Source organism: Streptomyces sp. NPDC057854, from assembly GCF_042797055.1.
Classification (GTDB): Bacteria; Actinomycetota; Actinomycetes; order Streptomycetales; family Streptomycetaceae; genus Streptomyces.
In genome coordinates this window covers 25863-38081 of sequence record NZ_JBHVMF010000033.1, presented here as the reverse complement: position 1 = coordinate 38081, position 12219 = coordinate 25863, and the positions used below count along the sequence as shown (strand labels likewise).

Below are 12219 nucleotides of genomic sequence, written 5' to 3'. Positions count from 1 at the left end.
GCGATGCCGATCACGAACGACCCCACGGGCCGCGTCTCGACGTGCGCGCACTGCGACAAGAAGGTCGAGGAGGCGCGCCTCATGAAGGGGATCCGCTCGCGCACGGTGGACGTTGCCGGGCGGCTCGTCACGACGACGTCCCACGGAATCCTCGTCTGGCGCACCGTCGACCGCGGCCACGGCTCCGCGGTGTGCCCCGACGTCGAGTCCGGCCGGCACGAGCCGACGCGCATCACGTACCGGTCCGTGCACGCGCCCGCCGAGCCGGAGACGCCGGACGACGAGGACCCGGACGGCGGTGCCGCCGCGTGAGGACGTGGACGCCGGCCGAGTACCACGCGGACGTCGCGGCAGGCATGAAGGAGGACGCGCTGCAGGCACAGGTGATCGCGGTCGCGCGTGACCTCGGCTTCCTCGTCTACCACACGCACGACTCCCGCAAGTCCGAGCGCGGCTGGCCCGACCTCGTCCTCGTCCACCCGACCCGCGGTCGCTTGCTGTACCGCGAGCTCAAGCAGCAGAAGCGCTACCCGACCCCGGAGCAACGCAAGTGGCTCGCCGCCCTCGCCGCGACCGGAGCCGACGTCGGCGTCTGGCGCCCGCTCGACATCCTCGAGCGACGCGTCCACGCCGAGCTCCAAGCACCCCAGCCCACCCTGACCTCGAAGGAGCCCTCATGACCATCGACGACGGCCGCACGGTCGAGTACCGCGGGATCCGCTTCCGCACCGTCGGGAAGGGCATCCGGCACTGCCAGACGTGCTTGCGCATCACCTACGACTACATCTCGCACGCGGCCAGGCACCTGACCGGTGTCGGGGACGTCGGCTGGCCCGCCGTCTCGCCACTCGAACCTGGAACTACGGCGCTCGAGGTCCAGGTTGCGCCCACAACCTTGACGATCCCGGCCGAGGTCGACCAGCTCCCGGCGCGCGCGGTCATCCGCGACGCCGCTGGCACGGTCGCCGAGAACGCCGACGGGCCGTACCCCTGGCTCACGACCGGCTTCTCCGAGTCCTGGCCGTCGGACGCGTTCACCTACCCGGTCACCGTGCTCTGGCCCCTCGGCGCTCGCGGCGATGGGGGTGCGTGATGGCGACCGGGTGGCGGACCGAAGGCGGCGAGGTGCACGCCGTGGCGAAGACGTTCTGGCTCGAGCTCGGGGACCTTCGCGCGATCGTGCGGCGCGCCGACGAGCTCAGCCTCGCGGACACGGCCGATGTGTACGTGGGCGGGGTCGAAAAGAGCACGGTGTTCGTCGGTCTCGCGACGGTGAAGGAGATCCGCGTGCGCGAGGTGGCGTACACGAAGCACCAGCCCGAGGCAGGCGCATGAGCGCGAGACAGGCGCCCCCGGCCCGCCGGCCGCGGCGCGGGCAGAAGCTCACGATCCCGGCCCGCGCGATGACCTACGTCGTCGTGTGGGACGCGTTCAACGTGGTCAAGGTCGGGCGCGCGTGGAAGCGGTACAGGCTCAAGGGCCTGACGGACACGGGCGGCCGCGTGCTGATCCTGCAGCGCGACACGGAGGACGTCGTCGAGTGGGCGGTGCTGACGATGCTGCGCGCGCACCCCGATGTCGTCCGGCCTGCGTTCGCGAACGCCGAGGAGTCGCTCGGCTTCTTGCCGCACGGCCGTGGGTGGACCGAGTGCTTCGTCTACGCCCCGGGTCAGTACGAGGCCATGCGTGACCTGATCTTCCGAGGACTGGTGAATGGTGACCGAATCCAAGCCCGACGCGCCCGCCACGCCGCCGCGGGCGTCGTCGAGCGGCCCGTCGCGGCTGTTCACGGACCCGCGGCTCCTGGCGCTGCCGGAGCGGACGAGGTTGACGGCGCTGGGCCTGTGGCACCAGCACGTCGACGCGTCGGGGCTCGGCCCGGCAGACCCGACGATGGTGCGCGAGTCGGTGTGGCCGGCGAGCGTGAGCGTGACCGACGACGACGTCCTGGACGACGTCGTCGAGCTCGGGGACGCGGGCTGGCTGGTGCTCGTCGACGGGCCGCGCGGGCTCGCGCTGCTGCAGCTCGCGGATTGGCCTTCCACCGCGCCCCCAGCATCAGCATCAACCGCCCAACTCGGACATTCGGCCTCGAGAGTAGTGGGAGGGGAGGAAGGAAGGAGAGGAGGGCAGGAGGCGGCGCCCCAACCCAGACCCTCCGGACCTGTCCCGCTCTCCGCGACTCTCGCCGTCCTCGCAGCGATGCCCGAGCCCTCACCCTTCTGCAGCCAGCACCAGCCGTGGGGATCCGACGAGAAGTGCGGCCCGTGCGGTGGCGCCCGCAAGCGACACGACCTGTGGTCCCAGGCGAACAAGGAGCCCCGATGAAGATGAACCTGCCGAAGTGCCTCGCCCGGGGGACGAACGACCAGGGCCGCCCGCGGTGCGGCAAGTCGTGCCCGCCAGGGATGTTCGTCTGCGGCGACTGCGCGAACGAGCTCACGATCCGGCTGCTGCAGGCCGGCCTCGTCGCTCGTGCGCTCGACGACGCCTACCTCAAGCAGCAGCGGTTCGACGCGGTCGGCTTCTCGACTGCCGACCCGGACGAGTCACCGGTCCCGTTCAACGAGCACGCCGCGGAGGTCGCCGCCGAGCTCGGCACGACGCTGCTCGAGGCGGCGGACTACATCGCGAAGGCGTCGGGCATGTTCCGTCCTCTCGACACCCCGAAGGCACTCGGCCGGTGGCTCGCGCTGAAGGTCTCGTGGATGCGGGCCCAGCCTACCGGGCCCGACATGGTCCAGCACCTGACCCGGATCCTGACCCGGGCCGAGCGGGCCATCGACCGCGCCGGCGACCTGCGCTTCGTCGGCCCGTGCGGCGGCACCTACCTCGACGACGACGGCCTCGCGGTCGAGTGCACCGAGGACCTCTACGCGAATAGCTGGGACCACGAGGTTGCGTGCCGGTCCTGCGGCGCGACGTACCCGATCAAGGACCGGCGCACGTGGCTCCTCGGCCAGGCCGCCGACATGCTCATGCCCCGCACCGAGCTCTCCCGCGCGCTCGCCGGCTGGGGCGTCAGCGTCACGACGAAGCAGCTCGAGCACTGGGCTGCGCGCGGCCGGCTCGCGTCGAAGGGCTACACGGCGACCCTGCCCTCCCGCCCGCTGTACCGGTTGGGCGACGTGCTCGACGTCGTCCAAGCCAACGCGGAGCGGAGCCGAGTCGCATGACAAGACGCACGTTGAACTTCACGGGCGAACCGGCGTGTCGTAGCCCACATTTAGGATCACGACATGACTGAGAACACTCAAGAGCTCCGCGACGCAGTCGCCGACGCGCAGCAGCAGATCACCGAACGCGAGTCGGACGTCCGTGACTGCATCTCGTCGTGGCGTCGCGAGTTCGTCGCGGCCGTCGAACCCGCGATGCTGAACCAGGCACGCAGGTACTTCGAGGAGTTCCCCGTCGTGGCCAAGACGCTCGACGCTGACGGCGTGAAGCGGCTCAAGGGCACCGTGCGCGCGAACGCCGCTCGGGTCGCAGAGGACGCTTCGGCGAGGATCACCCTCGAGAGAATCGATGCCTCGCATCAACTCATCGCGGACTTCCGGCTCGACCTTCTCCGCCACGTCGCCAAGGCGATGGCAGAGTCGCTCCAGCCGACCTTCACGTGGAACAACTGGTTCGACGAGCATCAGCGTGCCGCGATGCCTCATGCCCACTTCGACGACGTCGAAGAGCTGGACGCGTACCAGAGGCTCAGCAAGACGCTTAACGAGCTCAGAGCCGCGCAAGCCCAGCACAGCGAACTGCAAACTCGGCTCGACCGTGCCGAGGCGCTCGATCTGTGGGACAGCCCTGAACCGTAGCCACCTGCCATCTCGGGTGACACGTCTACCCCCGTCTGACTGGCGTTCTCGCTGGTCTGGGGACTACTGTGTGCTTCAGTGAGTCGTAGTGGCTCCAAGGGCCCGCTCTCCGTCGGAGGCGGGCCTTTGTGCTGCCCGGGCCGGATCGGTTCGGGTGCAGGCCGTCCGCGGTGACGCGGTGCTGACCGACGGCCCCTGGTCCGGGCCCTGCGCGTCGAGCGGCCCGACGTCGTCGGTCTCAACTCTTCCGCCACGGGAGGTGCACGTGCCGTGCATCGACTGCGGTCGTCCCGGTGTCCGCTCTCGCTGCTCGAGCTGCACGCGCTCGCGGCGCGGCACGACGACCGAGCGAGGCTACGGCCACGCCTATCAGGTGGAGCGAGCCGCGGTCCTCGCTGAGGCGACGCACTGCTCGATCTGCGAGGAGCCCTTCACCGAGGACAACCCGGCGACCGGTGGTCACCTCGTCGCGATCCGCGACGGCGGCAGCCTGGCCGACGGCATCGGCCCGCACTGCCGACGGTGCAACTACGGGTGGCGCCGCACGGGCGCGTGACCATCGTCTGACCGTCCGCAAAATCGGACATAGCCACCCGGGGGTGGGCAAAAAGTCGGGCCGGAGACCACCTCGCCTGACCCGCGCCCAAGGCACGCACGCACGCTCAGGTTGGCGCGTTTTTTGTCCCGATTCGGATTGTTCTAGGCCGGTTCGGTCGGCGTCGCGGAGCGGGGTGAGCGACGGTGCCCGGTCCGCCGAAGACCCCGCTCGAGGAGCGTCGCCGCAAGGGCCGCTCGGCTGGGCGGGACTCCGGCGGCCGCCCGCTGCCCGAGCCGGAGAACGTCGTCACGCTGCGCGGCGTCGAGGGCCGTCTGCCCGAGGTCCCGGCCACGGTCCAGGAGGACGGCCCCGGCGCGGTGCGCTGGGAACGGATCTGGCGCGACGCGTCGTGGCTCTCGCCCTCGACGGACATCGACGTCATCACGCGCCTGTGCGAGGCCGAGGACCTCTACGCCGGGATGACGAAGGCGCTCGCGGACCAGGGGTTCTACGTCACAGGCTCCCAGGGCCAGCTCCGGCCGAACCCGCTGCTGACTCAGCTGCGCGCGACGGCGGCGCAGATCCTGCAGCTCGAGCGCGAGTGCGGCCTGACCCCGTCATCGCGCGGCTCGCTCGGCGTGGCCGAGGTGAAGCCGCAGTCGGAGAACCCGCTGACCGCGATCCTCGAGCGCGCCGCGAACCGCGGCCGGACGGCGTCCGGTGGCCGCTAACCCCTGGGCGGGCCCGCGTCCGCGGTGGCTGACGCCGGTCACGCCCGCCGAAATGCGCCGCGGCGACGGCGACCTGTACGCGGACCTGATCGACGCGACGTGCCGGATCACGAAGGACTCCCTCGCCGGCGGCGTAGGCGAGCTGCTGCGGATGCGCCCCTGGCAGCGTCAGCTCCTGCGACGCGTGTGGGCCCGCCGCGCGGACGGGTACCTCAAGCACCGCACCGCGCTGGTCGGGATCCCGCGCAAGAACGGCAAGTCGGAGATCGGCGCGGGCCTGGCCGTCGGGAATCTGCTCCTCGGTCCGCTCGGTGGCGAGATCTACTCGTGCGCCGGCGACAAGGAGCAGGCGTCGATCATCTTCAAGACCGCGAAGCGGATGGTCGAGATGGACCCGCACCTGTCTGACGTCATCAAGGTCTACTCGAAGGTGCTCGAGGTGCCCGCGACGGGCACGGTCTACAAGGCGGTCTCGGCCGAGGCGTACACCAAGGAGGGGCTCAACCCCTCGCTCGTGCTGTTCGACGAGCTCCACGTCCAGCCGAACCGCGAGCTGTGGAACGTCATGCAGCTCGCCCAGGGCGCCCGGCCCGAGCCGCTCATGGTCGCGATCACCACCGCGGGGGTGCGCACCGACCGCACCGGCCTGGACTCGATCTGCTACGCGCTGTACCAGCACGGCGTCGAGGTCGCGCAGAAGATCATCGACGACCCCACGTTCTTCATGGCGTGGTGGGAGCCGCGCGCTGGGGTCCAGGCGCCGCACGACTCGCCCGCGACGTGGCGTGAGTCCAACCCCGCCTACGGTGACCTCGTCGCGGAGGCTGACTTCCTGTCGGTCGTGCGCCGCACGCAGGAGAACGAGTTCCGGATCAAGCGCACGAACCAGTGGGTGGCCTCCGGCAAGGTCTGGCTCCCGCACGGCGCGTGGGAGTCGATCTCCGACCGCGACCGGTACCCGGGCGGGCCGCCCGACGGCACCCGCGTCGTGATTGGGTTTGACGGGTCCAAGACCGGGGACACGACGGCGCTGATCGGTGTGACGGTCGAGGAGCGGCCGCACATCTTCGTGGTCGGGATCTGGGAGCGCGACCCGTTCGACCCGGCGTGGCGCATCCCGCGCGCCGAGGTGAAGAACGCGGTCCGTGAGGCAAACACCCGCTGGGACGTCGTCGAGTCGCCGTGGGACGAGTTCCTGTGGCAGGACGCCGCAACGGAGCTCGCCGAGGAGGGCGTTCCCGTCGAGGGGTACCCCCAGACCCCGGAGCGCATGGGCAAGGCGACACAGAAGTTCTACGAGCACGTCGTCTCGAAGCTCGCCACGCACGACGGCGACCCGGTCCTGGCCCGGCACATCCGCGACGCGACCCCGAAGCCGACGTCGCAGGGCTTCGCCCGCATCGTCAAGGAGAACCCCGACTCCCCGCGTCGCATCGACGGCGCGGTGACGGCCATCTTCACGCTCGATCGGGCCCTGTGGTGGGCCTCGCAGAAGCCGGACGACGGCCCGAACATCTGGTGAAGGGGGACCCGTGGCGGTAGCGCTCTTCCTCGTCGGCCTGGCCGCGATCGTGCTGGGCATCGGCGGCCTCGCCGGCATCTGGTGGGCGCTGCTCACGCTCGGGGTCGTGCTCGTCGCGCTCGCCGTGCTCACCGAGGTCGGCGGCCGCGGCGACAAGGCGCCGGAGACGAAGGGCGCGAAGCCGTGAGGGCCCTGTCGGCGCTCGCGAGCATGGCCGCCCGCGGGTTCTCGCTCGAGGACCCGTCCCAGCCGCTGACCGGCGGCGCGCTGCTGTCCCAGCTGGACGACCCGACGCAGCTGTGGGGCGGGGAGCGCATCGCGGACCCGATGCGGATCGGCGCTGCGCTGCGCTGCGTGCAGATCCTGTCCTCGGGAGTTGCCGGGTGCCCGCTGCAGGTTCGCGACCGGGCGACCTCGCAGCAGATCGTGGTCCCGGCCCTCGCGAAGCGGCGAGCGGGCACCACGCCGTTCGAGATGTGGGAGACGGTCGTCGCGCACATCGCCCTGTGGGGCAACGCGTTCCTGCGCAAGATCTACACCGCCGACGGGCGTCTGATCGACCTGCAGCCGATCCACCCCGCCCGCGTCACGATCCACGTCGAGGACGGCACCGACCTCGGCCTGCTCTACACCAAGGCGTTCGTCGTCGACGGCCGCCGCGACGACCCGCTCACCGAGCACGACGTCCTGCACATCCCGAACCTGTCCCTGGACGGGGTCCAGGGCATGTCCGTGATCGGGAACATGCGCCGCACGTTTGGCCTGGCGACCGAGGCCGAGAAGCTCGCAGCACGCCTGTACGAGAAGGGCTTCCTCACCTCGGGGTTCATCACCACCGCGGACTCGCTCGACAACGAGAAGGCCACGATCCTCAAGGACCGGTGGCGCGCGAAGCTCGCCGGCACGGACAACGCCTACGAGGTCGCGATCCTCGACAAGGGCGCCAAGTGGGAACAGCTCACGATGAACCCCGTCGACGCGCAGTTCCTCGAGACCCGCAAGTTCCAGACGACCGAGATCGCCCGGATCTTCGGCGTGCCCGGCTGGATCATCAACGACCAGGAGAAGTCCACGGCCTGGGGCTCGGGCATGGAGCAGCAGTTCATCGCGTTCGTCGTCATCACGCTCAAGCCGTACTTCAACCGCATCGAGCAGCGCGTCGCCCGCGAGGTCATCGACCCCGAGGTGCAGAAGGCCGAGTTCAAGGTCGAGGGCCTTCTGCGCGGCGACTCGCGCGCTCGGGCCGCGTTCTACGCCTCCGGCATCCAGCACGGCTGGCTCACGCCGAACGAGCCCCGCGAGCTCGAGGACCTCCCGCCCGTGCCGTGGGGCGACGAGCCCTACCGCCCGTACAACGAGCCCGCGAACGCGAACGCGCGCGCCGGCGACGACGACCAGCCAGGAGGCGACGATGACGACGACGCTGACGCGTGAGACCGCACGCGCCGCGGGGGCGAGCACCCTGCTCGAGCGGCGCACGCGGGCGCTCGCGGACACCGACGCACGCCTCGTGCGTGCCGAATCCGACGACGAGCCGCGCCGGTTCACCGGGCACGCCGCGGTGTTCAACTCGCGGACCGCGATCGGGAACCCGCTCAAGTGGGGGTTCTACGAGGAGATCGCGACTGGCGCGTTCGACAAGACCCTCGCCGAGGGCGACGCCCGGTTCCTCGTCGACCACGACACGCGCCTGCTCGTCGCCCGGGTCTCGGCCGGAGACCTGCGCCTTTCCACGGACTCCGTCGGGCTCGCGGTCGACTCCGACCTCGACGACGAGCTGTCCTACGTCCGCGACCTGACCCGCAACCTCGAGAAGCGCCGCATCACGGGCATGAGCTTCGGGTTCTACGTCGTGCGCGACGAGTGGACCGAGGTCGAGGTCGAGGTGACCGAGCCCGACGGCAAGACGACGACCGAGACGGCCTACCTGCGCACGATCACCGAGGTGCGATTGCTCGAGGTGTCCGCGGTGACGTTCCCCGCCTACGAGGACACCGACGCCGGTCTTCGCAAGATGGCCGACGAGGTCCGCGCCGCGCGCGGGCTGCCCACCAACTCTCCTCCCGCCTCGGAGGAGGCCCGTCCCGCGCCGGCCGACGCCACCCGGGACACCACCAGCGACCCCGCGCCGGCTGAGACCACCCGGGGCTTCGAGAGGCAGGACGAGCGTGCCCGCGCGCTCGCGATCCGCTACCGGCTCCCGCAGCGGTAGCAGCCCCACCCCACACTCACCGGCCGCATGCGGCCCAGCCCGGAAGGAACCACCATGACGGACAACGCCCGCCTGCGTCGGCTGCGCGAGGAGCGCGCGAACGCCTGGTCGCAGGCCCAGGACATCCAGGCGCGCCGTGAGCGCGCCGGGTACGAGCCGACCGACGAGGACGGCGAGACGTACACCCGCTCCCTCGACGACGTCGAGCGTCTCGGACGCGAGATCGAGGAGGAGGAGCGCACCGAGCGCATCCGGGCCGTCATGGACGCGCCCGCGCCGTCCGCCCGCTCGACGAACCCGATCTCGGGCGCGGGCGAGCCCGACGACATCTCGGACGAGTACCGCACCGCGTTCGACCACTACCTGCGCGACGGCATGTCGGGCATCGCGCCGGACGAGCAGAAGCTGCTCCGTCAGGGCTTCGTCCCCACCAGCGAGGGCCGCGCGCAGGCGGCGGGCACCCCGGCGGCTGGCGGCTACACCGTCCCGCAGGAGTTCCTCGCGCGGATGATCGAGACGCTCAAGGCGTTCGGCGGCATCCTGTCCGTGGTCGACGTGATCAACACCGCCACGGGCGCCGAGATCGTCTGGCCGACGAACAACGACACGGGGAACGTCGGCGCGATCCTCGCGGAGAACACCGCCGTCACCGAGCAGGACCTCACGTTCGACCAGGGCCAGCTCGGCGCGTACATGTACACCTCGAAGCTGGTGCGGGTCTCGATCCAGCTCCTGCAGGACTCCGCGTTCAACCTGAACGCGTGGCTCCCGGTCAAGCTCGGCGAGCGCATCGGCCGCGCCGGGGCCGCGCACTTCGCCACCGGCACCGGCACCGGCCAGCCCCAGGGCCTGGTCACCGGGCTCACGCAGGGTGTCGAGTCCGCCACTGCGGGCAAGGTCGGCTACGACGACCTCGTCGACCTCGAGCACACCGTCGACCCCGCCTACCGGCAGAGCCCGACCGTCCGGTACGCCCTGTCCGACAGCGCGCTGCGCGAGCTGCGCAAGATCAAGGACACCCAGGGCCGCCCGCTCTGGGTCCCGGCGATCGCGGGCGGCGTGCCGTCCACGATCAACGGCTACGCCTACACGATCGACAACTCGCTCCCGGTCTTCGCCGCGGACGCGAAGCCGATCGTGTTCGGCGACCTCAAGGCCGCCTACGTCGCCCGCATCGTGAACGGCGCCCAGACGCTGCGTCTCGCGGAGCGCTACGCCGAGTTCCTGCAGGTCGGGTTCCTCGGCTTCCAGCGCCTGGACGGCATCGTCCAGGACACCTCCGCGGCCGCCGTCCTCACGGTCCAGGGCGCGTGACCATTCGCGGGGGCGGGGTGAGCCCCGCCCCCGCCCCCGCGAGCTCCACCCAGCACCACCACCACGCACGAGGAAGGACCCCGTCATGACCGGAACGAAGCGCACCACCGCCGCGAAGGCGCCCCAGACGCCGGAGGACGCCGCCACGGCGCCCGCCACGCCCGAGGACACCGCCCCGGTGGTGCAGACCCCGGAGGCCGCGCGCGACGTCGTCGCGGTCCCGTCGCTGCGCGCCGACGGTACGCCCGACCAGACGGCCGGGTACGTCGCGCTCGTCGCCGACGTCGACGCGACCGCCGACGGTAAGGGCGAGTAGTCCCATGCCCGAGTCCCCGAGCGGCCCGTTCGTCACGCTCTCCGAGTTCGCGAACCACATCAACGCGCCGTCCTACGCGACGGACGACAAGTGGAAGACGAAGCTGCAGGAGACCCTCGACGCCGCGCTCGAGAGCGTCGAGGAGAAGGTCGGGCCGCTCGGGGACGCCACGCGCACCGAGCGCGTCTACGCGACGGGCCGCTCCCTCGTGCTCGGCGCGACGCACCTCGAGTCGGTCACCGCCGTCGTCGACCCACACGGCAGCACGGTGACGATCAACGAGAACACCGACGTCAACCACCTGTCGGGCATCGTCGAGATCCCGCGCGCGACGAAGGGCTCGTGGCACGTCACGTACCGCACCGTGCAGGACAAGGCGTCGCTGCGCATGGCCGTGAAGATCATCGGCGAGCACCTGTGGGAGACCCAGCGCGGATCCCGCGAGGGACCCCGCGGCGCGATGATGGGCCAGGCAGCGTCCGACGGCGACGGCCACCTGCGCGGGTTCGCGATCCCGCGCCGCGCTGCCCAGCTCATCGAGCCGTTCGCGAAGCTCCCCGGGATCGCCTGATGCTGCCCGCCACGACCCGCGTCCCCGAGGCGATCGACGCCCTGGTCGAGCTCCTGGCCGACGTCACCGGGATCCAGGTCACCGACGGCGCATACATCGGCGAGCTCGCCGACGAAGCGATGTGCGTCGGCCTCACCGAGGGACCCGACCGCCCCGGCTACACCGTCGGCGTGCGCCGTCAGGAAGGCCTCGGCCGACCTCGGCTGCGCGAGGAGATCACCGTGCGGTGCCTCCTGTCGCTCGTCACCGGGGAGAACGACGTCAAGCCGCTGCGTGACCGCGCCGGGACCCTGCTCGGCAAGATCTCCGAGGCGCTCGCGGACGACGCGCGCCGCCCCGGCGTGTGGGACCGCGCGCTGCTCGGGGCGGACCTCGAGTGGATCCCGGTCCTGTCCCCGAAGGGCGCGACCCTCGCGGTCCTGTTCGAGATCGACGGCACGAGCCTGCTGTGAGCCAGGACGCCAGCGCCTACGGCACCGGCATCGACTACGCCGACGTCCGGCTGCTGCACAAGCAGATCACGCAGATCCCCAAGGAGTTCCAGCGTCAGGCCCGCCCGCTACTGCGCACCGCGGGCCAGCAGATCCTGCGCGACGCGGCGATGCGCGCCTCGTCCTGGTCCTCACGGATCCCGCACTCCCTGTCGCTCGTCGTGTCATTCGCCGAGCGGCGACCCGGGGTCCGGATCCGCGCCTCGCTCGCCGTCGCGCCGCACGCCCGCGTCTACGAGGGGATGCTCGACAACTCGTTCCGCCACCCCGTGTTCGGCGGCGACTACTGGGTCGACCAGCGCGCCCGCCCGTACCTCCTGCCCGCCGTCCGGATGGGGCAGCACTACGTGATCGAGGCGGCCGTCGAGGCCGTCAACGAGGCCGCGCGCCGCGCGGGCCTCGCCTGACCGGTCCCAACACCGAACCGAGGAGAGCGCCATGCGCAAGCCCGCGAAGATCCACCACCCCGGCCTCGAGCAGGAGGTCACCGTCGACGAGCGCGCCGTCCCGATCTGGGAGCGCTCCGGCTGGAAGCCCGGCCCGCTCCCCGAGCCCGGCGCCGACCAGCCGACCAGCGACGGCGAGCCGGGCGAGGAGCCCGCGCCCGACGAACCGCCCGCGGAGACCGCCCCGAAGGCGGCCCGGGCGGGCAAGCCCAAGACCCCGGCGGCCCCGCCGGCCACCCCGGACGCCTAGGCCGCGGGCCACG

Annotated in this window: 19 protein-coding genes; all 19 read left to right on the top strand. The window is 71.3% G+C overall.

Going from position 1 to position 12219, the window contains the following annotated elements; all coding sequences use genetic code 11:
• Window positions 1–3 precede the first annotated feature (3 nt).
• The 19 genes from ACFVQZ_RS33485 to ACFVQZ_RS33395 all read left to right on the top strand — a co-directional run bounded on the left by ACFVQZ_RS33485 (window position 4) and on the right by ACFVQZ_RS33395 (window position 12206).
• Complete coding sequence (locus ACFVQZ_RS33485) at window positions 4–312, top strand: hypothetical protein (protein ID WP_378234732.1); 309 nt, start codon at window positions 4–6, stop codon at window positions 310–312.
• Window positions 309–680, top strand: coding sequence for a VRR-NUC domain-containing protein (locus ACFVQZ_RS33480; protein WP_378234731.1), 372 nt, complete (start codon window positions 309–311; stop codon window positions 678–680). The genes ACFVQZ_RS33485 and ACFVQZ_RS33480 overlap by 4 nt, the downstream gene beginning before the upstream one ends.
• The gene (locus tag ACFVQZ_RS33475) at window positions 677–1093 is read left to right on the top strand and encodes a hypothetical protein (protein WP_378234730.1); all 417 of its coding nucleotides are present in this window, start codon (window positions 677–679) and stop codon (window positions 1091–1093) included. Before ACFVQZ_RS33480 ends, ACFVQZ_RS33475 begins: the two co-directional genes overlap by 4 nt.
• Window positions 1094–1134: 41 nt before the next feature.
• The gene (locus tag ACFVQZ_RS33470; protein ID WP_378234729.1) at window positions 1135–1335 is read left to right on the top strand and encodes a hypothetical protein; all 201 of its coding nucleotides are present in this window, start codon (window positions 1135–1137) and stop codon (window positions 1333–1335) included.
• Between the two features lie 378 nt (window positions 1336–1713).
• The gene (locus ACFVQZ_RS33465; protein ID WP_378234728.1) at window positions 1714–2328 is read left to right on the top strand and encodes a hypothetical protein; all 615 of its coding nucleotides are present in this window, start codon (window positions 1714–1716) and stop codon (window positions 2326–2328) included.
• Entirely contained in the window at window positions 2325–3176 is an 852-nt protein-coding gene (locus ACFVQZ_RS33460; RefSeq protein ID WP_378234727.1) for a hypothetical protein, read from the top strand. The genes ACFVQZ_RS33465 and ACFVQZ_RS33460 overlap by 4 nt, the downstream gene beginning before the upstream one ends.
• A 63-nt stretch (window positions 3177–3239) precedes the next feature.
• On the top strand, window positions 3240–3815 hold the full coding sequence (locus ACFVQZ_RS33455) for a hypothetical protein (RefSeq protein WP_378234726.1): 576 nt from the start codon (window positions 3240–3242) through the stop codon (window positions 3813–3815).
• Between the two features lie 373 nt (window positions 3816–4188).
• Window positions 4189–4371 carry a hypothetical protein gene (locus tag ACFVQZ_RS33450; RefSeq protein WP_378234725.1) on the top strand — a complete coding sequence of 61 codons (183 nt, stop codon included), beginning with the start codon at window positions 4189–4191 and terminating at the stop codon, window positions 4369–4371.
• 185 nt (window positions 4372–4556) lie between these two features.
• On the top strand, window positions 4557–5084 hold the full coding sequence (locus ACFVQZ_RS33445; RefSeq protein WP_378234724.1) for a phage terminase small subunit P27 family: 528 nt from the start codon (window positions 4557–4559) through the stop codon (window positions 5082–5084).
• Between the two features lie 52 nt (window positions 5085–5136).
• Window positions 5137–6606 (top strand): terminase large subunit domain-containing protein, encoded by a 1470-nt coding sequence (locus ACFVQZ_RS33440; protein WP_378234723.1) that lies wholly within the window; start codon window positions 5137–5139, stop codon window positions 6604–6606.
• Between the two features lie 10 nt (window positions 6607–6616).
• Window positions 6617–6793, top strand: coding sequence for a hypothetical protein (locus tag ACFVQZ_RS33435; RefSeq protein WP_378234722.1), 177 nt, complete (start codon window positions 6617–6619; stop codon window positions 6791–6793).
• Window positions 6790–8040, top strand: a complete 1251-nt coding sequence (locus ACFVQZ_RS33430; protein ID WP_378234721.1) for a phage portal protein — start codon at window positions 6790–6792, stop codon at window positions 8038–8040. The genes ACFVQZ_RS33435 and ACFVQZ_RS33430 overlap by 4 nt, the downstream gene beginning before the upstream one ends.
• A complete protein-coding gene (locus tag ACFVQZ_RS33425; RefSeq protein ID WP_378234720.1) occupies window positions 8018–8818 on the top strand; it encodes an HK97 family phage prohead protease in 801 nt (266 codons plus the stop codon). Before ACFVQZ_RS33430 ends, ACFVQZ_RS33425 begins: the two co-directional genes overlap by 23 nt.
• Window positions 8819–8872: 54 nt before the next feature.
• On the top strand, window positions 8873–10132 hold the full coding sequence (locus ACFVQZ_RS33420; RefSeq protein ID WP_378234718.1) for a phage major capsid protein: 1260 nt from the start codon (window positions 8873–8875) through the stop codon (window positions 10130–10132).
• Window positions 10133–10217: 85 nt separating this feature from the next.
• Window positions 10218–10448 carry a hypothetical protein gene (locus ACFVQZ_RS33415; protein WP_378234717.1) on the top strand — a complete coding sequence of 77 codons (231 nt, stop codon included), beginning with the start codon at window positions 10218–10220 and terminating at the stop codon, window positions 10446–10448.
• 4 nt (window positions 10449–10452) lie between these two features.
• Window positions 10453–11019 carry a hypothetical protein gene (locus ACFVQZ_RS33410; RefSeq protein ID WP_378234716.1) on the top strand — a complete coding sequence of 189 codons (567 nt, stop codon included), beginning with the start codon at window positions 10453–10455 and terminating at the stop codon, window positions 11017–11019.
• Window positions 11019–11471 (top strand): hypothetical protein, encoded by a 453-nt coding sequence (locus tag ACFVQZ_RS33405; protein WP_378234715.1) that lies wholly within the window; start codon window positions 11019–11021, stop codon window positions 11469–11471. The genes ACFVQZ_RS33410 and ACFVQZ_RS33405 overlap by 1 nt, the downstream gene beginning before the upstream one ends.
• Window positions 11468–11917 (top strand): hypothetical protein, encoded by a 450-nt coding sequence (locus tag ACFVQZ_RS33400; RefSeq protein ID WP_378234714.1) that lies wholly within the window; start codon window positions 11468–11470, stop codon window positions 11915–11917. The genes ACFVQZ_RS33405 and ACFVQZ_RS33400 overlap by 4 nt, the downstream gene beginning before the upstream one ends.
• A gap of 31 nt (window positions 11918–11948) precedes the next feature.
• On the top strand, window positions 11949–12206 hold the full coding sequence (locus ACFVQZ_RS33395) for a hypothetical protein (protein WP_378234712.1): 258 nt from the start codon (window positions 11949–11951) through the stop codon (window positions 12204–12206).
• Window positions 12207–12219: the final 13 nt, after the last annotated feature.

Coding starts and splice junctions, on each gene's coding strand:
- ACFVQZ_RS33410 (WP_378234716.1), top strand. CDS start 10,453: ATGCCCGAGTCCCCGAGCGGCCCGTTCGTCACGCTCTCCGAGTTCGCG.
- ACFVQZ_RS33455 (WP_378234726.1), top strand. CDS start 3,240: ATGACTGAGAACACTCAAGAGCTCCGCGACGCAGTCGCCGACGCGCAG.
- ACFVQZ_RS33395 (WP_378234712.1), top strand. CDS start 11,949: ATGCGCAAGCCCGCGAAGATCCACCACCCCGGCCTCGAGCAGGAGGTC.
- ACFVQZ_RS33405 (WP_378234715.1), top strand. CDS start 11,019: ATGCTGCCCGCCACGACCCGCGTCCCCGAGGCGATCGACGCCCTGGTC.
- ACFVQZ_RS33415 (WP_378234717.1), top strand. CDS start 10,218: ATGACCGGAACGAAGCGCACCACCGCCGCGAAGGCGCCCCAGACGCCG.
- ACFVQZ_RS33485 (WP_378234732.1), top strand. CDS start 4: ATGCCGATCACGAACGACCCCACGGGCCGCGTCTCGACGTGCGCGCAC.
- ACFVQZ_RS33420 (WP_378234718.1), top strand. CDS start 8,873: ATGACGGACAACGCCCGCCTGCGTCGGCTGCGCGAGGAGCGCGCGAAC.
- ACFVQZ_RS33460 (WP_378234727.1), top strand. CDS start 2,325: ATGAAGATGAACCTGCCGAAGTGCCTCGCCCGGGGGACGAACGACCAG.
- ACFVQZ_RS33425 (WP_378234720.1), top strand. CDS start 8,018: ATGACGACGACGCTGACGCGTGAGACCGCACGCGCCGCGGGGGCGAGC.
- ACFVQZ_RS33475 (WP_378234730.1), top strand. CDS start 677: ATGACCATCGACGACGGCCGCACGGTCGAGTACCGCGGGATCCGCTTC.
- ACFVQZ_RS33465 (WP_378234728.1), top strand. CDS start 1,714: ATGGTGACCGAATCCAAGCCCGACGCGCCCGCCACGCCGCCGCGGGCG.
- ACFVQZ_RS33440 (WP_378234723.1), top strand. CDS start 5,137: ATGCGCCGCGGCGACGGCGACCTGTACGCGGACCTGATCGACGCGACG.